Raw genomic sequence first — 18,929 nt, 5'->3', positions numbered from 1 at the left:
CATGGCCCGTTCATCATCAGACAAGTCGCAAGACCGGGGCTATTTCGGCAGTTTCGGCAAAACCGCGGAAAGCGAATTCATGCCGGAAACCGCCGGCGCCTCGTTGCAGGATTCGCCGCGCTGGTCGCGAATCACCGTGTGGCTGGCCGCTGCGCTGCTGATTACAGCGCTGGTCTGGGCCAAGTTTGCGGTACTGCAAGAAGTCACCATGGGCGAAGGCAAGGCGATCCCGTCGAGCAAGGTCCAGGTGATCCAGAACCTTGAGGGCGGCATCGTCACCGAAATTTTCGTGCGCGAAGGGCAAATGGTGAACAAGGGCGACACGCTGCTGCGCCTGGATGACACGCGGTTTCTGTCGAACAAGGGCGAAAGCGAAGCGGATCGTTATGCGTTGACCGCGCAGGTCGAACGTCTGTCGGCCGAAGCGGAAGGCCGGCCGTTCAAGCTGTCGCCTGAAGTGATTGCCAAGGCCCCTCAAGTGGCCGAGGACGAGCGCTCGCTGTACGAACAACGCCAGCGCCGACTGGCCAGCGAGCAACGTACGCTGAGCGAACAACTTCGGCAAAAGACCCAGGAACTGGCGGAATTCCGCTCCAAGCAAGGGCAATTCAGTTCGAGCCTGGCGCTGCTGCAACAAGAGATGAACATGTCCGCGCCGCTGGTGGGCACCGGTGCGGTTTCACCGGTGGAAATCCTGCGGCTCAAACGTAGCGCGGTGGAAATTCGCGGCTCGCTGAACGCCACGACGCTGGCGATTCCCCGGGCGGAATCGGCAATCAACGAGATCAAAAGCAAGATAGATGAATCGGAACAATCCTTCCGCTCGGACGCGGCGAAAGAGCTGAATGAAAAACGCACCGACCTGTCGAAAATCACAGCGTCGAGTATCGCCATCGATGACCGCGTGACCCGCACCACCGTGGTGTCTCCGGTGCACGGGATAATCAAGGTGCTCAAGGTCAACACCATCGGCGGCGTGGTTCAACCGGGCAGCGACATGGTGGAAATCGTCCCCATTGAAGACAACCTGCTGATCGAAGCCAAGGTGCGGCCGCAGGACGTGGCTTTTCTGCATCCGGGGCAGAAAGCGATGGTGAAGTTCAGTGCGTACGACTACACGATTTATGGGGGTTTGACTGCCAAGCTGGAGTTGATTGGTGCGGACACGATTACCGATGACAAGGGCAACAGCTTTTATCTGATTCAGGTGAGGACTGACAAAAACCACTTGGGTAAGGATGTGAAACCGTTGCTGATTATTCCAGGGATGGTGGCGACGGTGGATATCATCACGGGCGAGAAAAGTGTGCTGGATTACTTGCTCAAGCCTGTGCTGAAAGCGCGGACCGAGGCGATGCGGGAGCGGTAGTCTCGAGCCGGATCTGGTGGTGATTGTTCTATAGTCTTCGCGGGCAAGCCTCGCTCCTACAGGGTAGTGGTGTGCCGATGTTTTGTGAAAGACATCAATCCTGTAGGAGCGAGGCTTGCCCGCGAATAGGCCATCACTAACACCGCCTATTTCGGTCCATGATTACGCAAAAAAGTCTCCTCCCCCATCGCCGCAATCTGCCCCTCGATCAACGCCTCGAACGGTTTCAGCAACGGCTCAAAACTGACAGGCGCTTCCAGCACCTGCAACGCCTGCACAATCGCCTCCACCGTAGACAACGCCCCGGGACCCGGTGCCTTGCGCAATCGATAACGGGACACGCCACCGTCAACCAATGCCACCCTCGGCAACGCCGCCAGCAACGGATTGAGGTGCAACAGCTTGCGCGCCTTGCGCCAGGTGCCGTCCGGGACGACCAGCAATAGCGGTTCCTCATTCGCGGTGTACGCCTGCAACGGTTGCGCATCGTCGGCAGGAAACAACAACCGCGCCTGATACCCCGGCTGATTCAACAGCGCCGGCAAATCCTCGAAAACCTCACCCACAATCAACTCGGCATTCTTCAACCCCAACGCCGCCAGCCTAGCGGTATTCAGCGCATGGTTCACCTCGCTCGGATGCTGCAACAGCAGCACCCGGGTGCGGCTGTCGAGGCTCGGGATCAACGGGCACAGGCAATGGGTTTGTGGGCGCAGGCAGCGCGGACAGTGGATTCTGGACATGTTCTCAGGCCTGGTTCAGTTGTGCTTTGAGCAGATCGCGGAAGGTTTGGATCAACGGCTCTCGACTGCGGCCACGGCGCACGATCATCGAGAACGGCGCCTGATAACCAAAGGTCGCGGGCAGCAACACGCGCAAATCTCCCTTGTCCGCCCAAGCCTGGGCGTAGTGCTCCGGCAGGTAGCCAATGTAGGCGCCGGATAGCACCAGAATCAGCTGGGCCTCCATACTTTCCACGGTGGCGGCGCTGTGTTTGAAACCGTGGCGGGCCAGTTCGGCCTGGCTCCAGTAACCACGGCCCACCATGCGCTGCTGGGTGATGACTTGTTCGGGAATGCGCCGCTCGGTGAAGAGCGGATGACGGCTGCTGCAATACAGCCAGTGTTGCTCGCGATAGAGCGGCATGTAGACCAGACCGCTCATGCGCGTGGAAAACGCGCCGATGGCCAGGTCGAGGCGGTTGTCTTGCACGCCGAGTTGCAATTCGTAAGGGCTCATGACCGACAGGTGCAAATGCACGGCCGGGTGTTCCTGACTGTAGGCGCCGATGGCTTCGGCGAAGGGCAAGGCCTTGTCACTGACGGTGGAGTCGATGACGCCCAAGTTCAGCGTGCCGCGCAGCTCACCCTTCAACGCCGCCGCGTACTGTTCGAAACCTTCGAGCTCGCCCAACAGACGCAGGGTTTCCTGATGGAACAGCTCACCCTTGCTGGTCAGGCTGAAACCACCGCGACCGCGATGGCAGAGCACCAGGCCAAGGGCGGCTTCGAGCTGGCTCATGTAGGTGCTGATGGCCGAGGTCGAGAGGTTGAGCTCTTGCTGGGCGTTGGCGAACCCCTGATGACGGACCACGCTGACGAAAATGCGCAGGAGTTTCAGGTCGGGTAAAGCGTTGGCCATGGGGGGCTCCTGTTACAAGGATACGCGCGGTGCATCTGTGAAGACTCAACCCATGTGGGAGCGGGCTTGCTCGCGAAAGCGGTGTGTCAGGCAACATTGATATCGACTGACACGACGCCTTCGCGAGCAAGCCCGCTCCCACATGGGTTGTGGTGTTCAGCCTCTAAGTGACAGGCCACAGGGGGTCAGTGCATAGCGAGAAGTCTATCGCCCCCTCCGCCATTAGTTTAGAAAAATCTGAACTAAGTATTTGCCCGTAGCGATTCTTCCCGGCCACTACATTTCGCAGAATCGGCCCCCAACGGTGCCCGTACCTCCCCGGAGCGGCGCAACCGACATAAATAAAACAACGACGATGAGGCCTTACCCGTGGACAAGATTCTTCACCAACCACTGGGCGGCAATGAAATGCCGCGCTTCGGCGGCATCGCCACCATGATGCGACTCCCCCATTTGCCTACCGCTGCCGGCCTGGATTCTGTCTTTGTTGGCGTCCCCTTGGACATCGGCACCTCGCTGCGCCCCGGCACCCGTTTCGGACCTCGCGAAATCCGCGCTGAATCGGTGATGATCCGCCCGTACAACATGGCCACCGGTGCTGCACCGTTCGACTCGCTGTCGGTTGCCGACATCGGCGACGTGGCGATCAACACGTTCAACCTACTGGACGCCGTGCGGATCATCGAAGAGTCCTACGATGCCATCCTCGAGCACAACGTGATCCCGCTGACCCTAGGCGGCGACCACACCATCACTCTGCCCATCCTGCGTGCGATTCATAAGAAGCACGGCAAGGTCGGCCTGGTGCACATCGACGCTCACGCCGATGTGAACGACCATATGTTCGGTGAGAAAATCGCCCACGGCACCACCTTCCGTCGTGCGGCCGAAGAAGGCCTGATCGACTGCGATCGCGTGGTACAAATCGGTCTGCGCGCTCAGGGTTACACCTCCGAAGACTTCAATTGGAGCCGTAAACAGGGCTTCCGCGTGGTTCAGGCTGAAGAGTGCTGGCACAAATCCCTGGCCCCATTGATGGCTGAAGTTCGCGAGAAAGTCGGCGGTGGTCCGGTGTACCTGAGTTTCGACATCGACGGCATCGATCCAGCGTGGGCGCCAGGCACCGGCACCCCGGAAATCGGTGGTCTGACGACCATTCAGGCGATTGAGATCATTCGCGGCTGCCAAGGCCTCGACCTGATCGGCTGCGATCTGGTAGAAGTCTCGCCCGCTTACGACACCACCGGCAACACCTCGCTGCTGGCCGCCAACTTGCTGTACGAAATGCTCTGCGTACTGCCTGGCGTGGCCCACCGCTGAGGATCGGTCATGAACGAACGTGATCAGGTATTGAAAGCTGCCGCCGATCTGGTGACAGCCTTTGCCCGTAACGATCGCGAAGTTTACTTCGGCGCGTTCAGCGCCGATGCCAGCTTCGTGTTCTACACCCTCGAGCAGCCCCTGCTGTCGCGCGATGCCTACCAGGCGTTGTGGGACACCTGGCGCGCCGAGGATGGCTTCGAGGTGCTTGCGTGCACTTCAAGCAACGCCTTCGTCAGCCTGCAAGGTGACGTGGCGATTTTCATCCATGACGTGGCCACCGAGCTGCGCATGCAAGGGGAGCAACACTTCAGCCAGGAGCGCGAGACGATTGTTTTCAAGAAACAAGCGTCTGGCCTAGAACAACAAGGCCTATGGCTGGCCTGCCACGAACATTTGTCCGCGATGCCGGAAGGGCTGCCACCCCCTTAGCCAAACAGGTGACGCTCACACACGATGAGCGCGCCTTTATGATCGGAGCTGATCATGAATAACAACAACAAAGACCAAAGCCTTACGCACATTGAAACCTACGGGGTCGAACAGATCCCGGACAACGAACGCACCGCAGGCCCGACGGATTTGTTCCGGATGATCTTCGGTGGTTCCAACACTTTTGCCACCGCCGTGCTCGGCAGTTTCCCGGTACTGTTCGGCCTGTCTTTTCAGGCGGGCGTCTGGGCGATTGTGCTGGGCGTGTTGCTGGGCTCGCTGATCCTCGCGCCAATGGGCCTGTTCGGCCCGATCAATGGCACCAACAACGCCGTGTCTTCCGGTGCGCACTTCGGCGTCCACGGGCGGATCGTCGGTTCGTTCCTGTCGCTGTTGACCGCCATCGCCTTCTTCTCGCTCTCGGTGTGGAGTTCGGGTGATGCGCTGATCGGTGGCGCCAAACGCCTGATCGGTTTGCCGGAAACCGACCTGACCCTGGGCCTGGCCTACGGTCTGTTCGCGATTCTGGTGCTGACGGTTTGCATCTATGGCTTCCGTTTCCTGTTGTGGGTCAACAAGATCGCCGTGTGGAGCGCCAGCCTGCTGTTCCTGCTGGGTATTTTCGCTTTTGCCGGGCCTTTCGATGTGAACTACGCCGGCACGGTGAGCATGGGGCAACCGGGTTTCTGGGCAGCCTTCATCGGCGCAGCGCTGGTGGCGATGAGCAACCCGATTTCCTTCGGTGCGTTCCTCGGTGACTGGTCGCGGTACATCCCGCGTGACACCTCCAAGCGCCGGATCATGGCGGCGGTGGTGATCTCGCAGATCGCGACCTTTATCCCGTTCCTGTTCGGCCTCGCCACCGCCACCATCGTAGCGATCAAGGCACCGGACTACATCGCGGCCAACAACTACGTCGGCGGTCTGCTCGCGGTCTCTCCGAGCTGGTTCTTCCTGCCGGTGTGCCTGATCGCGGTGATCGGCGGCATGTCCACCGGCACTACTTCGCTCTATGGCACGGGGCTGGACATGTCCAGCGTGTTCCCTCGGGTGCTGTCGCGGGTCAAGGCGACGTTGCTGATCGGGGTGATGTCGATTGCCTTCATCTTCATCGGGCGCTTTGCAGCGAACCTGGTGCAGAGCGTGTCGACCTTCGCCGTGCTGATCATCACCTGCACCACCCCGTGGATGGTGATCATGATCATCGGTCTGCTAGTGCGTCGCGGCTTCTACTGCCCGGATGACCTGCAAGTGTTCACCCGCGGCGAAAAAGGTGGCCGCTACTGGTTCACCCACGGCTGGAACTGGCGTGGGTTGGGTGCCTGGATCCCGAGTGCACTGGTGGGTTTGTGCTTTGTGAACCTGCCGGGGCAATTCGTTGGCCCGTTGGGTGACCTGGCGGGAGGCATCGACATCAGCCTGCCGGTCACCCTCGGCCTGGCGTCGCTGGTGTACCTGACGCTGCTGAGCCTGTTCCCGGAACCGGCTGCGGTATTCGGCCCCAACGATCCACGCAGCAAGGGCACGGATTCGCTCGGTAAACCGGCGATGCGACAAGCCGCCTGATTCAACGCATTTACCTGTGGTCAACGCATTACCTGTAGGAGCGAGGCTTGCCCGCGAAGGCGGCGGCACATTCAACATCAATGTTGACTGACACACCGCCTTCGCGGGCAAGCCTCGCTCCTACAAGGAATGGGTATTTCCACAGGAATTGATTTTCGCCTCACCATAAAAAAGACAATCGGAGACACGCCATCATGGCTTTGGATTTATTCGTCGTACTCATCTACGCCGCCGCGATGCTGATACTCGGCTACTACGGCATGCGCAAGGCCAAGACCAACGAAGACTTTTTGGTCGCCGGTCGTAACCTCGGTCCGGGCCTGTACATGGGCACCATGGCCGCTACCGTTCTGGGCGGCGCCTCTACCGTCGGCACCGTGCGCCTGGGCTACGTCCATGGCATCTCCGGTTTCTGGCTCTGCGCGGCCCTCGGTTGCGGGATCGTGGCGCTGAACCTGTTCCTCGCCAAACCGCTGCTGAAACTGAAGATCTACACCGTTACCCAGGTGCTGGAAAAACGCTACAACCCGATGGCCCGCTCCGCGAGCGCGGTGATCATGCTGGCGTATGCGCTGATGATCGGCGTGGTCTCGATCCTGGCCATTGGCACCGTGTTGCAAGTACTGTTCGACCTGCCGTTCTGGCTGTCGGTACTGGTCGGCGGTGGCGTGGTGGTGATCTATTCGGCGATCGGCGGCATGTGGTCCCTGACCCTGACCGACATCGTCCAGTTCGTCATCAAGACCGTGGGCCTGATGTTCATCCTGTTGCCAATCTGCCTGTACCGCGTCGGTGGTTGGGATGAGTTGGTGTTGAAACTGCCGGCAACCGCCTTCAGCTTCACCACGATTGGCTGGGACACCATCATCACCTACTTCATGATCTACTTCTTCGGGATCCTGATCGGCCAGGACATCTGGCAGCGTGTGTTCACCGTCAGAAGCGCCAAAGTGGCTCAGGTCGCCGGTACATTCGCAGGCTTCTACTGCATCCTTTACGGACTGGCCTGCGCCCTGATCGGCATGGCCGCTCATGTGCTGATCCCGGACCTGGACAACGTCAACAACGCCTTCGCCGCCATCGTCAAACTGTCCCTGCCGGACGGTATCCGTGGCCTGGTCATCGCAGCGGCACTGGCCGCCATGATGTCCACCGCCAGCGCTGGCCTGCTCGCCGCCGCCACCACTCTGACCGAAGACCTGCTGCCGAAACTGCGCGGTGGTAAACAGTCGAGCCTGGGTATCAACCGCCTGTTCACCCTGCTGACCGGCATCGCCGTGCTGGGTATCGCGCTGGTGGTGAACGACGTGATCAGCGCCCTGACCCTGGCCTACAACCTGCTGGTGGGCGGCATGCTGATCCCGCTGATCGGTGCAATCTTCTGGAAACGCGCAACTACCGCCGGCGCTATCGCCAGCATGGGCATGGGCTTTGCCACCGCGCTGCTGTTCATGATCAAGGACGGTATGGACGCCAATACCCCGATCTACTACAGCCTCGGTGTGGGTCTGGTGAGCTTCGTCGTGGTCAGCTTGCTGTCCCGTCGCCCGGCAGCGGTGGCGAGCGCCATCTAAGCTTTCCATAACGACTTGATGCTTTCTTCGACGGGTGTGGCGTCGGTTGCCACACCCGTTTTTTTCGTCTGAAGGAAACTGCTTATGAAGATCGTCAACCGCGACCAGTGGTTCGAGGTCAAACAGCTCAGTGACGGCATTCGGCTGATTCATGAGCCTTATATCCGGCCCTTCTACCGCTGCAATCTCTGGCACATTCAGGGGCGCGACAAGGACTTGCTGCTGGACAGCGGTTCCGGGCTGGTGAGCCTGCGCGAACAACTGCCGTGGATCACCGAGCGGCCCTTGGTGGCGGTGGCCAGTCATTGCCATTTCGACCACATCGCGGGACATCACGAATTTCCTGAACGTCTGGTACATCCGACCGAAGCCGACATCCTGGCGGCACCTGACGGCGAAAACGATTTGAGCCGGGCATTTGTCGGCGACGAGATGTTCGAGGCGCATCCGGATTGTCCGCTGTGCTACGCCGAATACCGGGTCAAAGCCGCACCGGCCACGGGGATGATTGAAGAAGGCGACGTGCTGGACCTGGGCAACCGCGTGCTGCACGTGCTGCACACACCGGGGCATTCACCGGGTGGCATCAGCCTGTATGAAGCCGCGACCGAGACCCTGTTCAGCGGCGACATCATCTACGACGGTCCGCTGATCGAAGACGCCTACCACTCCAATCTCGACGACTACGCCCGCAGCCTGCAACGCTTGCGCGCGCTGCCGATCCGCACGGTACACGGCGGGCATTTCGGCAGTTTTTCCGGGGAGCATTTGCGCACGATGATTGACGAGTGGCAGCGCTCACATGCCTGAAGCCTGCTGTACTCAAGCGCAAGGACAACAACAATAACGCCCTCGAAGAACCACCATGAAAAGAGCTGCCGTTCGTGCCGCCGTGCATCGTTTTATCAGCCGCCTGCTGGAGGGTCAGGATGACTTCGACGACAACGCCAACCTGGCGCAGTTGGGATTGGATAAACAGGATATCGAAGAGCTGATCTTCCATCTGGAGGATGAGCTGGGGTTGACAGCGTTTACGGCGGAGGAAGACCGGATGCTCAAGAACGCCAGGACGGCGAATGATTTGAGTCGGTTTTTGATAGAGATCGGGCGGGATTGAGACGGGTTGCCAACTACTCACCAGTTGGCAATCAAGAATAACTTAGTGAACACACCACACTGTGGCGAGGGGATTTAGCCCCGTTGGGCTGCAGAGCGGCCCCAAGACCATTCGACCGGGTTGTATCAGGTTGACCGCGTTAGGCTATTTACGACTGCTTCGCAGCCGAACGGGGCGGTGCGACATTTCGCCAAATTCCCTCGCCACAACAGCCCCCTTGCCACAACAAGCCCGCTCGCCACGGGCCTCGTGTTGGCAGTTACCGGCGGCGCTGCTGGCGTCGACGCTGTTCGTCGTCAGTGCGAATAGGCACAGGTTGCAGAGGCGGTTCAATCAAACCGAGTGCAACACCCAGATCGTGCAGCCAGTTTTGGATTTTCTCTTTCATGGTGCCCCCTTCAGGGTAGTGCCGAGCGACCGGAATTCTGTGGCCCCTTCGCACTGATAATAGTCCGAAGTCCTACGCATTGCTCGCCCAAATCCGCAATGATCTGTTACTGAATTGATCTAAATACCTGACCGATAGTTCAAGCTATCGCCGAGGCCTGAATCGGCGCCGACGGATAGACCGCCTGTTGCTGCTCAATCCACGCGTTCAGGTTGGCCCCGACCATGCCCTTGGCGCCACATCAACCACGTCGTCGCGCGGGCAAACGGCTCCGCCAGAGGGTGCACCGCCAAGCCTTCGCGCCCGGCAGGCTGGCAAGCATCGACTCCGACATCAGCGCAACGCCCGAGCCGGCAATCACACACGCCTGCATTCCCGGATAGGATTCGATCTCCATCGCCCGGCCCATGGCCGCGTGGTCATGGGCAAACCAGGCTTCCAGACGCATCCGGTACGAACAGCCCTGACGAAAGGTAAACACCTACCGTCCTTCCACATCCAGGGCGTTACGTACCGGCGGGTGATCAGCCTCGCTGATCAAATGCCGCACTTGCTCAGTGAAGGTCGGATCGACCTGACCGCCGCCGGTCTGATTGGCCGCACCGAACGCAGCCACTTCCAGCCATCAAGGCATTGGCCGTCTAGGTGTGATCTACGGGTTGTACGGTTTGGGCTGCATCATCCCCGCCACTTTCCTTTCGCAAATGGCCAGCGCTCAGTTTCATGGCCAACGGCAGGCCGACCTGTTCTGGCCGTGCTTCGGCCTGGCGTCGGCCATTGGGTTGGTGCTGCAATTGGTGATGCAACGTTCCCGGGAACTGGCGCCCCACGCCACCCAACACAACACCGGGCTGCTGACGGCGTGCTTCGCCGTGGGTCAGCTCGCCGGACCGTTGCTGGCAGCAATGAGCAGCCAATTCAGTGGTGGTTTGCAGCCAGCGCTGGTACTCGCCGGCAGCGGATTACTCGTGGCCGGCGGGCTGTTGTTGCGTCCGGTCACTGCTGCCCAAGGGCTTTGCGCAAACGACGGCGCACCCACTGCTCAGCGCTGACAAACGTGATACCCAGCAGCACCAGCACCGCACCGATGACGAAGTTCATGCTCAACTCTTCACCCAGCAGCACTACGCCGAACGTGACACCAAACAGCGGCGTCATGAACGAAAACACCGCCAGGTTCGCGGCCAGGTAGCGGCGCAACAGCCAGAACCACGTCAGGTAGCTGAAGAACGACACGACCAGTCCCTGGAACAGCACACTCGCCACCGCCACGGTGGTCAGGCTGACGTGGGTCACCTGGCCACTGAGGATCGCGATCAGCAGCAGCCCGACGAAGCCGACGATCAGTTGATAAAACAGAGTCAGGGTGACCGGGGCTTCGGACAGTCGCGAGGCGCGCACCACCACCGTGGTCGCCCCCCAGGATGCGCCGGCCAACACGCCCAACGCATCGCCCATCAACATGCGGTGATCGAGGTTATCCCAGGACACGCCGCCGACAAACGCGATGGCGATCCCGACGAAGGCGAGGAAAATCCCCAGCCACTGGACGGGTCTCAAACGTTCGCTCGGCAGCAGCCAGTGCACGCCCAACGCGGTAAAAATCGGCGCGGTGTAAAGGAACACCGACATGTGTGCGGCCGTGGTCAGTTGCAAGCCTTCGGAAATGAAGAAGAACTCCAGGCCAAACAGCGCACCCGCCAGCAAACCACCGCGCCAGGTGCTACTGACCTGGTCCCAGCCGCCCTTCCAGCAGATCAACAATCCGACAAGCAACGCGGAAATACCCGACCGCCCCACCGCTTGCATGACCGGCGCGATGTCGGGCGCCGCCCATTTGATCATCACCTGTTGCACACCCCAGATCAGGCACAACCCGATCATCACTTGCAGGGCAAACCCATCGGCGCTACGCCGGGTGGCGCTCATTGGAAGACCTCGACAACACACAACATGGCAGTGACCTGACAGTAAAAACAAAGCCCCGGCCTGTTTGATGAACAAACAGTACCGAGGCGAAAAATGATGCCGTCGATTATTAACCAGATGGCCAGAAAATGCCGCTTCGGGGGACCTGTAAATGCGTACGACAACAATCAACCGTGGGAGCGAGCCTGCACGCGATGACGTCATCGCAAGCCACTGAGATCACCGCGCTTTGCACGCAGCCCAATACCCAACGCTGCACGCAACACATGTGGCAAAAGCACCCCACGCCATATCCATCAATGCCAACTGTGCCGACCACCCCTTTAACGTCGCCCAGTTGCTCAAATCATAGGTGCCATACGCCACCAATCCCAACAGCGCCCCCAAACGGGCAGCATGCCGCCAGGTATTCGCCGGCAACACCACGAACACCACACAACCGAATACATAGAGAAGATAGAACGCTACTGCCGGGGCCAGCAGTGGTTGGTCGAGCATCAGCGAGCCGAGCAGCGCCCGATACGTGGACGTCATCAGCACGCCGAGCCATAGGCCGTCGAGCACGAGAAACGCGAGCAAGGTGCCCGAGTATGCAAACAGCGCTTTTTTCATAGCCGCCCAACCCCATGTATTTGTCCTACATGGGGCCGGCGCGAGGTCAGCTTAGTTCAATGCGATCCGCATGAATGACGATCTGGCCATTCTTGTACAGCGCACCGATGGCCTTCTTGAAGTTGCCTTTGCTGACACCAAACATGCTGGTGATCACCGTCGGGTCGCTCTTGTCGCTGACCGGCAAGGTGCCGTTGTTGTCACGCAACTTGGCGAGGATCTTCGAGTTGAGGCTGGTGGCCGCTTCTTCGCCTACCGGTTGCAGGCTCAGGCTGATCTTGCCGTCGGCACGGACTTCTTTGATAAAGCCCTTCTCTTCCTTGCCGGCGCGCATGAACTTGAAGATTTCGTTCTTGTGGATCAGGCCCCAGTGCTTGTTGTTGATGATCGCCTTGAAGCCCATGTCGGTCGCTTCGGCCACCAGCAAATCAACTTCCTGGCCAGGGGTGTAGTTGGCCGTGGTCTTGTCGAGGTAGCGGTCCAGGCGGGCCGTCGCGGTGATGCGGCGGGTGTGCTTGTCGAGGTAGACGTGCACCACGACATACTCGCCGGCCGTCATCTGGCGCTTTTCTTCGGAGTACGGCAGCAGCAGATCCTTTGGCAGACCCCAATCCAGGAAAACACCGATGCTGTTGACTTCAACGACTTTCAAACTGGCGAACTCACCGACCTGAACTTTCGGCGTTTCGGTAGTTGCGATGAGTTTGTCATCGCTGTCCAGATAAACAAAAACGTTGAGCCAATCTTCATCTTCGCTGGGAATATCTTTGGGAATATAACGATTAGGCAGGAGGATTTCGCCGTCCGCGCCACCGTCAAGATATAAACCGAAGTTAGTGTGTTTAACCACTTGCAAACTGTTGTAGCGCCCGACTAAAGCCATTTCCAATACCCTCATTGCGTGGGCGGCATTCTACCCGGTTTTGCGGGCGGCGTTTCCGTGGCCAGCCCGGTGACACCAGAAATTCTTCTGAAGGCCTACATTTTCCTGGGTACTGACTCAGGCCTTTGGCCGCTCGTCAGGCCGAACGGGTGATTGTCACCACTGCCAGCTCATCAGAAATCCTTGTTTTTCTACCGTCGTTCTTAGTTAAAACAGCAGCTTAGGGGCATATTTCGAATAATAACTTGTGAGTCATTGCGCCCCTACGATGTGTATTTTGAGGGGATATTTGCCAAGCAATTGTCAAGTATTTCCTGTACGATGCTTGGCCAAGTTAATTTTCTACAGGTTAATGGCCGCCATGCGTGTAAAAGCATCCAACAGCAAAGCAAAGCCAGCTCCAGCCGTTGAAACCAGCGAATCGATCAACAACCAGATTGCTGCGTTCCTCAAGTCCGGCGGCGAGATCCAGCAAATTGCCAAAGGCGTCAGCGGCCAGACGTTCGGCCCGTCCAAGCAGATCACTTTGGGCAAGAAGTAACACTCCCCCAAATATCTGCCGCGTCACCTGGTCCGTAAGCGCTTTGAGCTTCGAAGCGCTTGGACTGGAACCCTCCTCGCAACACTCCGCCAAACCCACCAATATTTCAAAAATCGACGAACGGCCTTCAATGCCGAGTATTCGCCGGTATGCTTGCACACGTCTAGATCAAGCGTTTCAGTAGGTTTTCGTTCCTGCTCCCCGCTGTCATGGAGTGACGCATGCTCAAACCCTCCTGTTTATTGCTCGGCACCCTGCTGTCGTGTTCGGTCGCCAACGCGCAAGTCTTCCAGCGTGAATTGGGCGACTTCGATCTCAAACTCGGCACCACCCCCAGCCGCAGCATGGCCCAGGGGTTGGTCAAACCTTCCAGTACCGGTTCGTTCCACGGTGGCCTCGACCTGAGCCACGACAGCGGTTTTTACGTGGGGCAATGGGCACCGAGCATGGGTTTGACGCCAGGAGCCAAGCTGGAAGTCGACTCCTATTTGGGCTTTAAACAACCTTTCGATAATACCCTCGGCTACGAAGTCGGCATGATCCGTTACAGCTATCCGAAAGTGGACACCCTCGACAGCCAGGAGCTGTTCGGTGGCCTGACTTTTCTCGGCAGCCGCTTCGGTGCCGCGTTCAGCAACGATCCGGACAAACAGAACAGCACCGTCTTCGCCGACCTGGGCGGTAATCAGCCGTTCGGCATCGGGATCAGCATGAAATACACCACCCACCAGCTCAACACGCCGGCGTCCGTCGACGGTGGGTATATCGGCAGTTTCACCGATTGGTCCGTGCAGCTTTCCCGGCCGTTCATGGGCGTCGACCTCGACCTGATCTACAGCGACTCAAGCCTCAGCGGCAGCGACTGCTCCGCCTATTCCGGACACAACAGCCAATGCGACGGGCTGGTCACCCTCAAGGCCGAACGCGCCTTCTATTGATCGGCTGAACTGCCGGGCACATTCTGCGTTCACATAAGAATCCACTCAAGAAGCCAGACCTTCGCAAGGACTCGCCCATGTCGCGCTGGTTGAAGTATCTCGCCGTCATTCTCACCCTCAGTCTCGCCCTTGGCGCCTGTAGCCGCGTGGGCCTGGCCTACCGCAACCTCGACGTGATCATTCCGTGGACCCTCAGCGACTACCTGGACATGAACGGCGAACAGAAAGGCTGGTTCAACGAGCGCCTCAAAGAACACCTGAGCTGGCACTGCACCACGCAACTGCCGGGCTACCTCGACTGGCTGGACCGCTTGCAGGTCATGGTCGAGACCAATCAGGTCACCGATGCCGCGCTGCAAACCCGCACTCAGGAAGCCAAAGCCGCCATCGCCCAGACCGCCCGGGAAATCACGCCTTCGGCCATCGAGCTATTACAGGGGCTGGATGACCAGCAAGTCGCGGAAATGAACGACGCGTTCGCCAAGGATCAGCGCAAACGCCAGGAGGATTACGTTAAACCGTCTCTCGATCAGCAGATCAAACAGCGCGGCGAACGCATGGAAAAACGCCTGAATGACTGGCTGGGTCCGCTCAGCCCGACCCAGCAACAACGGGTGGTGACCTGGTCAAACGCCTTGGGTGACCAGAACACGCAATGGATCGCCAACCGTGTCCATTGGCAGAAGCAGTTCAGTGCGGCCGTTGCGCAGCGCCAGAGTCCGCAATTCCCACAGCGCATCGAGACGCTTCTGGTGAATCGCGAGAGTTTATGGACGCCGGCGTACCGTCAGGCCTACGCCAACACCGAAGCGCAGGCACGAAGCTTGTTTGTGGATTTAATGGCTGAGAGCACGCCAGCTCAGCGCCAGCGCTTATTGAAGAAGATTGAAGGGGTTCGCAAGGACTTCAACGATCTGAAATGCCTTAAAGCCGCCAAGCAAAGCTAAGCCCAACACAAATCAAAATGTGGGAGCGGGCTTGCTCGCGAAGGCGGCGTGTCAGACAAAGATGATGTCGACTGACACGCCGCCTTCGCGAGCAAGCCCGCTCCCACAATGGTTTAAGGGTGATCTTCAGGCAATCTGCGCCTTCGACGCCACCTCATCAAACGTCACTTCATCCAGTGCATCTGCCTGCTCATCCAATACCTGACGCGGATGGTCATTACCCGGAATGCTGCTGTCGATCAGGCTCAACAAACTCGAGCCGCGCGGCGTCAAAATGTAATTGGAGCCGGTGCCGCCCTGCTCTTCGGGCCGAGGCTCGATGTAACCGCGCGCCAGCATTAATTTTTCGTACTCGCCGGCCACCGCTTTCAAGTGATCGAGGTTTTCAGTCACTTCGCCTTTCGACGCTTTCTCCGCCGCATACCGTTCGGCATACGCTCTCGGCGTATAACTGGCCTCACCGTTTTGCACTTCGTGCAGCAAGCGTTCGATCAAATCCCAGTTGTAAGTTGTCATCCTGATTCAACCTCCAAAGCCTGTGAGTGAGATGGCCTTCTTAAGTTGTGACCGGCACCGCGCGCAGCCGTTCAGCCGAGTTTTTTTGCGGCTACCGACCGACGGCATGTCGAATTGGGCGTAGGTCAAACGACTAGGCTGTGTAAGTCGCCTCCCTGCATTGCGAAGGAGAACAACTGATGAACGTTCAGAATCATCCCATCGTGTCCCGCGAAGAATGGCTCGCCGCCCGCAAACAACACTTGGCCAACGAAAAAGCCTTCACCAAAGAACGAGACAAACTCAGCGCCGAACGCCGCGCCCTGCCCTGGGTGAAAATCGACAAGGACTACCACTTCCAAGGCCCCCACGGCGAACTGAAACTCGCCGACCTGTTCGGCGGCCGCAGCCAATTGGTCATCTACCACTTCATGTTCGCCGCGGGATGGGATGAGGGCTGCCCCGGCTGCTCGTTCCTGTCCGACCACATCGACGGCGCCAACCAGCATCTGGCCCATCATGACGTGGCAGTGGTCGCGGTTTCCCACGCACCGTTCGCCGAATTTCAGGCTTTCAAGCGGCGTATGGGCTGGAAATTTGATTGGGTGTCGTCAGAAGGCTGCGATTTCAATTACGACTTCGGCGTCTGCGCCCGAGCCGAAGACGTCACTGCCGGCAGAGCCACTTACAACTACGAAAAGTCCGACGGCGCCGAAGAAGAACTTCCCGGCCTCAGCGTGTTTTATCGCAATGAATGCGCATTCCACGCCATCCGGCCACTCAGTCCACCAACATCCGGCCACCTATTCCACGGTCATCCGGCCGGGCAGTCGGAGCGCAGCGACGCAGGTTTGCATTGTTAGTCTGAAGTCTCTGTCGCCGTCAATTTCGTTGCGCGTCTGCGCATCGATTCGCCCTTCAGTTCGATCCGATAAGCGTTGTGCACCAGCCGGTCGAGGATCGCATCGCCCAAGGTTGGATCGCCGATCAGCGCATGCCATTTGTCCACCGGCATTTGGCTGGTCACCAGCGTCGAGCGGTTGCCGTAACGGTCGTCCAGCAGTTCAAGCATGTCGCGCCGTTGCGCAGCGGTAAACGGCGCCAGGCCCCAGTCGTCCAGGATCAGCAAGTCGGTCTTGGCATAGCCCGCCATCAGTTTCGCGAAGCGGCCGTCGCCGTGGGCCAGGCCCAGTTCTTCCATCAGGCGCGGCAAGCGCAGATAACGCACGCTGTAACCGTCGCGGCAGGCCTTATGAGCCAGCGCGCAGGCGAGCCAGGTTTTGCCTACGCCAGTTGGGCCGCCGATGATCAGGTTCAGGCCGTCGCGCAGCCACTGGCCGCTACCCAGTTGCAGGATCAGAGATTTGTCCAGGCCGCGCGGGCTGCGGTAGTCGATGTCTTCCAGGCAGGCGTTATGGCGCAGTCGTGCGGCCTTGAGGCGAGTAGTCAGGCGGGCGTCTTCGCGCTCGGTCAGCTCGCGGTCGACCATCAGACCGAGGCGTTCGTCGAAGCTGAGATCGTTGATGTCAGGCGTTGCGTGTTGTTCGCCAAGCGCCTTGATCATGCCGTGCAGGCGCAGGGTTTGTAGCTTGTCGAGTGTCGGGTTGGGCAGCATTTTGGTGCTCCTTTTTCAGGTCAGTGGTAGTAACCAGGGCCGCGCAGGTTGATGTGTTCTTCGGGCAGTAACGGCAGGTTTTGCTGGGCAAGCGGCAGCCGTTCCAGCCCTTGGCGCAGGATCGATTCAAGGCTTTTGTAGCTGCACGCGCCCAGTGCCAGCGCTCGCTGGCAAGCGGCTTCCAGCCGCTCTTCGCCGTGCTGTTTGCTCAGACGCAGGATCCCCAGGCAGGCGCGGAAGCCGTGCTGCGGATGGATCCGGCGTTCGAGGATGTAGGCGATGACGCCGGCCGTATTCGGGCCTGTCTGCTCTGCCCAGTGGATCAGTCGCTGCGGCGTCCATTCGGCATGTTCGCGGTGATTTTTGGGCATGTGCTCGGTTTGGGTGGTGTGGCGGCCTTTGTGCGGCGAGCGCAGATGGCTGGCCACCCGCTGGTTGGCGTGGAAGCACTCGACGGTCTTAGCGGTTAGCCGCACTTCGAGTTGGTGCTTCACCAGCTGGTACGGCACCGAGTAGTAATGGCCGTCGACCTCGACGTGGTAGTCGATGTGTACGCGTACCTTTTTCCATTCGGCGTAGACGTAAGGGTGTTCCGGCAGCGGTTGCAACGCAGGTTGGTCGATGGTCTCGAAGGCTGACCGGCGTGAGCCGGGCAGCTTCTTGAAGGGCTTCTGATTGAGGCGATCCAGCAGCAGCGCGATGGCTGTGTTGAGTTCGCCCAAGGAGAAGAACTGGCGGTTGCGCAGCACCGCCAGGATCCACCGCTCGACGACCTGTACGCCGACTTCAACCTTGGCTTTGTCCTTGGGTTTACGCGAACGCGCGGGCAGTACGGCTACGCCGTAATGCTCGGCGAGATCGCGGTAACTGGGGTTGATGTCCGGCTCGTAGCGATGCGCCTTGGTGACGCCGCTGCGCAGATTGTCGGGCACCAAGATCTGCGATGTGCCGCCAAGAAAAGCGAAGCAGCGGGCGTGCGAGCCCAGCCAGTCGGGCAGTTTCTGCGACCAGGTGGCCTCGGCGAAGGTGTAGCTGGATGCGCCGAGGACGGCGACGAAGATCTGCGTTTGGCGGATCTCGCCGGTTCGCTGATCAATGACTGGCACGGTCTGGCCGGCGTAATCAACGAACAGCTTCTCGCCGGCACGGTGTTCCTGGCGCATGACCACGTCGACCTTGGCGGCCCAGAGGCGGTAGTGCTCGCAGAACCAGCTGTACTGGAAACCTTGCGGGTGGCTGAGCCGATACTCTTGCCAAAGCAGGGCCAGGGTGACGCCGGGGCGACGTAACTCGGCATGAGCCCATGCCCAGTCGGGCATCGGACGCTGATCGCTGGGAACGGCGGGCGGCGGTGGAAAAAGCCGCCGTTGCAACTCGGCGTCCGTTAGCGCAGACGGCCAAGTCAGGCCGCTGGCAGCAAAGCGATTGAGGTACTCACCGACGCTGGCTCGACCCACTTGCAAGCTGACAGCGACCTGGCGGGCAGATAGGCCGACCTCGAATTTGAGACGTAGTACTTCTCGAATCTTACGCATGGATAACCGCTCCACGACGACCTCTCC

At 59.4% G+C, this 18,929-nt stretch carries 21 protein-coding genes and 2 pseudogenes; 12 read left to right on the top strand and 11 right to left on the bottom strand.

All coding sequences use genetic code 11. The features are described 5' to 3' along the window. Nucleotide 1: 1 nt before the first annotated feature. Complete coding sequence (locus ACYZTM_RS23260; protein WP_461984874.1) at nt 2–1,369, top strand: HlyD family type I secretion periplasmic adaptor subunit; 1,368 nt, start codon at nt 2–4, stop codon at nt 1,367–1,369. 146 nt (nt 1,370–1,515) lie between these two features. Here the strand turns inward: ACYZTM_RS23260 and ACYZTM_RS23255 are convergent, their stop codons facing one another. Further along, nucleotides 1,516–2,112: a tRNA-uridine aminocarboxypropyltransferase gene (locus ACYZTM_RS23255; protein ID WP_131062548.1), complete on the bottom strand. Its 597-nt coding sequence runs from the start codon at nt 2,110–2,112 to the stop codon at nt 1,516–1,518. A gap of 4 nt (nt 2,113–2,116) precedes the next feature. Further along, nucleotides 2,117–3,010, bottom strand: a complete 894-nt coding sequence (locus ACYZTM_RS23250; RefSeq protein ID WP_007945995.1) for a LysR family transcriptional regulator — start codon at nt 3,008–3,010, stop codon at nt 2,117–2,119. A gap of 369 nt (nt 3,011–3,379) precedes the next feature. Here ACYZTM_RS23250 and speB point away from each other — a divergent pair, with 369 nt between their 5' ends. The 6 genes from speB (at nt 3,380) to ACYZTM_RS23220 (ending at nt 9,019) form a co-directional block, all read left to right on the top strand. Continuing rightward, on the top strand, nt 3,380–4,330 hold the full coding sequence (speB, locus tag ACYZTM_RS23245; protein WP_461984872.1) for an agmatinase: 951 nt from the start codon (nt 3,380–3,382) through the stop codon (nt 4,328–4,330). 9 nt (nt 4,331–4,339) lie between these two features. Then, complete coding sequence (locus ACYZTM_RS23240) at nt 4,340–4,762, top strand: YybH family protein (protein WP_461984870.1); 423 nt, start codon at nt 4,340–4,342, stop codon at nt 4,760–4,762. Between the two features lie 54 nt (nt 4,763–4,816). Continuing rightward, nucleotides 4,817–6,328, top strand: coding sequence for a purine-cytosine permease family protein (locus ACYZTM_RS23235; RefSeq protein WP_461984868.1), 1,512 nt, complete (start codon nt 4,817–4,819; stop codon nt 6,326–6,328). A 194-nt stretch (nt 6,329–6,522) separates the two neighbouring features. Then, nucleotides 6,523–7,902 (top strand): sodium:solute symporter family protein, encoded by a 1,380-nt coding sequence (locus ACYZTM_RS23230; RefSeq protein ID WP_131062552.1) that lies wholly within the window; start codon nt 6,523–6,525, stop codon nt 7,900–7,902. Nucleotides 7,903–7,986: 84 nt separating this feature from the next. Next, entirely contained in the window at nt 7,987–8,712 is a 726-nt protein-coding gene (locus ACYZTM_RS23225; RefSeq protein WP_461984865.1) for an MBL fold metallo-hydrolase, read from the top strand. 55 nt (nt 8,713–8,767) lie between these two features. Continuing rightward, entirely contained in the window at nt 8,768–9,019 is a 252-nt protein-coding gene (locus ACYZTM_RS23220; protein WP_461984863.1) for an acyl carrier protein, read from the top strand. Between the two features lie 259 nt (nt 9,020–9,278). Here ACYZTM_RS23220 and ACYZTM_RS23215 read toward each other — a convergent pair whose 3' ends face one another. The 3 genes from ACYZTM_RS23215 to ACYZTM_RS23205 all read right to left on the bottom strand — a co-directional run bounded on the left by ACYZTM_RS23215 (nt 9,279) and on the right by ACYZTM_RS23205 (nt 10,023). Further along, nucleotides 9,279–9,407 (bottom strand): PA1414 family protein, encoded by a 129-nt coding sequence (locus ACYZTM_RS23215; RefSeq protein ID WP_007914492.1) that lies wholly within the window; start codon nt 9,405–9,407, stop codon nt 9,279–9,281. 241 nt (nt 9,408–9,648) lie between these two features. After that, entirely contained in the window at nt 9,649–9,888 is a 240-nt protein-coding gene (locus ACYZTM_RS23210; RefSeq protein ID WP_461984861.1) for a LysR substrate-binding domain-containing protein, read from the bottom strand. Then, complete coding sequence (locus ACYZTM_RS23205) at nt 9,889–10,023, bottom strand: hypothetical protein (protein WP_461984859.1); 135 nt, start codon at nt 10,021–10,023, stop codon at nt 9,889–9,891. On the opposite strand from ACYZTM_RS23205, the pseudogene ACYZTM_RS23200 reads away from it, so the two are divergent. Beyond that, nucleotides 10,004–10,459: pseudogene (locus tag ACYZTM_RS23200) on the top strand (YbfB/YjiJ family MFS transporter); the annotation flags it as partial. The gene ACYZTM_RS23205 and the pseudogene ACYZTM_RS23200 sit on opposite strands and share 20 nt — an antisense overlap. Here ACYZTM_RS23200 and ACYZTM_RS23195 read toward each other — a convergent pair. The 3 genes from ACYZTM_RS23195 to ACYZTM_RS23185 all read right to left on the bottom strand — a co-directional run bounded on the left by ACYZTM_RS23195 (nt 10,404) and on the right by ACYZTM_RS23185 (nt 12,831). Beyond that, the gene (locus ACYZTM_RS23195) at nt 10,404–11,336 is read right to left on the bottom strand and encodes a DMT family transporter (RefSeq protein WP_461984857.1); all 933 of its coding nucleotides are present in this window, start codon (nt 11,334–11,336) and stop codon (nt 10,404–10,406) included. The pseudogene ACYZTM_RS23200 and the gene ACYZTM_RS23195 sit on opposite strands and share 56 nt — an antisense overlap. A gap of 219 nt (nt 11,337–11,555) precedes the next feature. Next, entirely contained in the window at nt 11,556–11,948 is a 393-nt protein-coding gene (locus ACYZTM_RS23190; RefSeq protein ID WP_131062556.1) for a DUF2177 family protein, read from the bottom strand. A 46-nt stretch (nt 11,949–11,994) separates the two neighbouring features. Beyond that, entirely contained in the window at nt 11,995–12,831 is an 837-nt protein-coding gene (locus ACYZTM_RS23185; RefSeq protein ID WP_461980169.1) for a CvfB family protein, read from the bottom strand. A gap of 352 nt (nt 12,832–13,183) precedes the next feature. On the opposite strand from ACYZTM_RS23185, the gene ACYZTM_RS23180 reads away from it, so the two are divergent. The 3 genes from ACYZTM_RS23180 to ACYZTM_RS23170 all read left to right on the top strand — a co-directional run bounded on the left by ACYZTM_RS23180 (nt 13,184) and on the right by ACYZTM_RS23170 (nt 15,257). Next, a complete protein-coding gene (locus ACYZTM_RS23180) occupies nt 13,184–13,372 on the top strand; it encodes a hypothetical protein (protein WP_017337097.1) in 189 nt (62 codons plus the stop codon). Between the two features lie 221 nt (nt 13,373–13,593). Then, nucleotides 13,594–14,310: a TorF family putative porin gene (locus ACYZTM_RS23175; RefSeq protein ID WP_131062558.1), complete on the top strand. Its 717-nt coding sequence runs from the start codon at nt 13,594–13,596 to the stop codon at nt 14,308–14,310. 77 nt (nt 14,311–14,387) lie between these two features. After that, complete coding sequence (locus ACYZTM_RS23170; RefSeq protein ID WP_461984855.1) at nt 14,388–15,257, top strand: DUF6279 family lipoprotein; 870 nt, start codon at nt 14,388–14,390, stop codon at nt 15,255–15,257. A gap of 126 nt (nt 15,258–15,383) precedes the next feature. Here the strand turns inward: ACYZTM_RS23170 and ACYZTM_RS23165 are convergent, their stop codons facing one another. Then, the gene (locus tag ACYZTM_RS23165; RefSeq protein ID WP_461984853.1) at nt 15,384–15,773 is read right to left on the bottom strand and encodes a transcriptional regulator; all 390 of its coding nucleotides are present in this window, start codon (nt 15,771–15,773) and stop codon (nt 15,384–15,386) included. A gap of 179 nt (nt 15,774–15,952) precedes the next feature. Between ACYZTM_RS23165 and ACYZTM_RS23160 the strand changes: the two are divergent. Next, nucleotides 15,953–16,519, top strand: a pseudogene (locus tag ACYZTM_RS23160) (DUF899 domain-containing protein); the annotation flags it as partial. Between the two features lie 92 nt (nt 16,520–16,611). Here the strand turns inward: ACYZTM_RS23160 and istB are convergent. Next, nucleotides 16,612–17,367 (bottom strand): IS21-like element ISPsy14 family helper ATPase IstB, encoded by a 756-nt coding sequence (gene istB, locus ACYZTM_RS23155; protein WP_025163932.1) that lies wholly within the window; start codon nt 17,365–17,367, stop codon nt 16,612–16,614. A gap of 20 nt (nt 17,368–17,387) precedes the next feature. Beyond that, nucleotides 17,388–18,902 carry an IS21 family transposase gene (gene istA / locus ACYZTM_RS23150; RefSeq protein ID WP_461983466.1) on the bottom strand — a complete coding sequence of 505 codons (1,515 nt, stop codon included), beginning with the start codon at nt 18,900–18,902 and terminating at the stop codon, nt 17,388–17,390. Between the last annotated feature and the right edge of the window lie 27 nt (nt 18,903–18,929).

Source organism: Pseudomonas sp. MDT2-39-1, from assembly GCF_054898085.1.
Note: the sequence above shows the minus strand (reverse complement) of the source record. Positions and strands in the feature narration are given on the sequence as shown.

What these genes read in the sequence shown, in the direction of transcription:
- ACYZTM_RS23260 (WP_461984874.1), top strand. Translation starts at nt 2, where the DNA reads ATGGCCCGTTCATCATCAGACAAGTCGCAAGACCGGGGCTATTTCGGC.
- ACYZTM_RS23255 (WP_131062548.1), bottom strand. Translation starts at nt 2,112, where the DNA reads ATGTCCAGAATCCACTGTCCGCGCTGCCTGCGCCCACAAACCCATTGC.
- ACYZTM_RS23250 (WP_007945995.1), bottom strand. Translation starts at nt 3,010, where the DNA reads ATGGCCAACGCTTTACCCGACCTGAAACTCCTGCGCATTTTCGTCAGC.
- ACYZTM_RS23240 (WP_461984870.1), top strand. Translation starts at nt 4,340, where the DNA reads ATGAACGAACGTGATCAGGTATTGAAAGCTGCCGCCGATCTGGTGACA.
- ACYZTM_RS23235 (WP_461984868.1), top strand. Translation starts at nt 4,817, where the DNA reads ATGAATAACAACAACAAAGACCAAAGCCTTACGCACATTGAAACCTAC.
- ACYZTM_RS23230 (WP_131062552.1), top strand. Translation starts at nt 6,523, where the DNA reads ATGGCTTTGGATTTATTCGTCGTACTCATCTACGCCGCCGCGATGCTG.
- ACYZTM_RS23225 (WP_461984865.1), top strand. Translation starts at nt 7,987, where the DNA reads ATGAAGATCGTCAACCGCGACCAGTGGTTCGAGGTCAAACAGCTCAGT.
- ACYZTM_RS23220 (WP_461984863.1), top strand. Translation starts at nt 8,768, where the DNA reads ATGAAAAGAGCTGCCGTTCGTGCCGCCGTGCATCGTTTTATCAGCCGC.
- ACYZTM_RS23215 (WP_007914492.1), bottom strand. Translation starts at nt 9,407, where the DNA reads ATGAAAGAGAAAATCCAAAACTGGCTGCACGATCTGGGTGTTGCACTC.
- ACYZTM_RS23195 (WP_461984857.1), bottom strand. Translation starts at nt 11,336, where the DNA reads ATGAGCGCCACCCGGCGTAGCGCCGATGGGTTTGCCCTGCAAGTGATG.
- ACYZTM_RS23190 (WP_131062556.1), bottom strand. Translation starts at nt 11,948, where the DNA reads ATGAAAAAAGCGCTGTTTGCATACTCGGGCACCTTGCTCGCGTTTCTC.
- ACYZTM_RS23185 (WP_461980169.1), bottom strand. Translation starts at nt 12,831, where the DNA reads ATGGCTTTAGTCGGGCGCTACAACAGTTTGCAAGTGGTTAAACACACT.
- ACYZTM_RS23180 (WP_017337097.1), top strand. Translation starts at nt 13,184, where the DNA reads ATGGCCGCCATGCGTGTAAAAGCATCCAACAGCAAAGCAAAGCCAGCT.
- ACYZTM_RS23175 (WP_131062558.1), top strand. Translation starts at nt 13,594, where the DNA reads ATGCTCAAACCCTCCTGTTTATTGCTCGGCACCCTGCTGTCGTGTTCG.
- ACYZTM_RS23170 (WP_461984855.1), top strand. Translation starts at nt 14,388, where the DNA reads ATGTCGCGCTGGTTGAAGTATCTCGCCGTCATTCTCACCCTCAGTCTC.
- ACYZTM_RS23165 (WP_461984853.1), bottom strand. Translation starts at nt 15,773, where the DNA reads ATGACAACTTACAACTGGGATTTGATCGAACGCTTGCTGCACGAAGTG.
- istB (WP_025163932.1), bottom strand. Translation starts at nt 17,367, where the DNA reads ATGCTGCCCAACCCGACACTCGACAAGCTACAAACCCTGCGCCTGCAC.
- istA (WP_461983466.1), bottom strand. Translation starts at nt 18,902, where the DNA reads ATGCGTAAGATTCGAGAAGTACTACGTCTCAAATTCGAGGTCGGCCTA.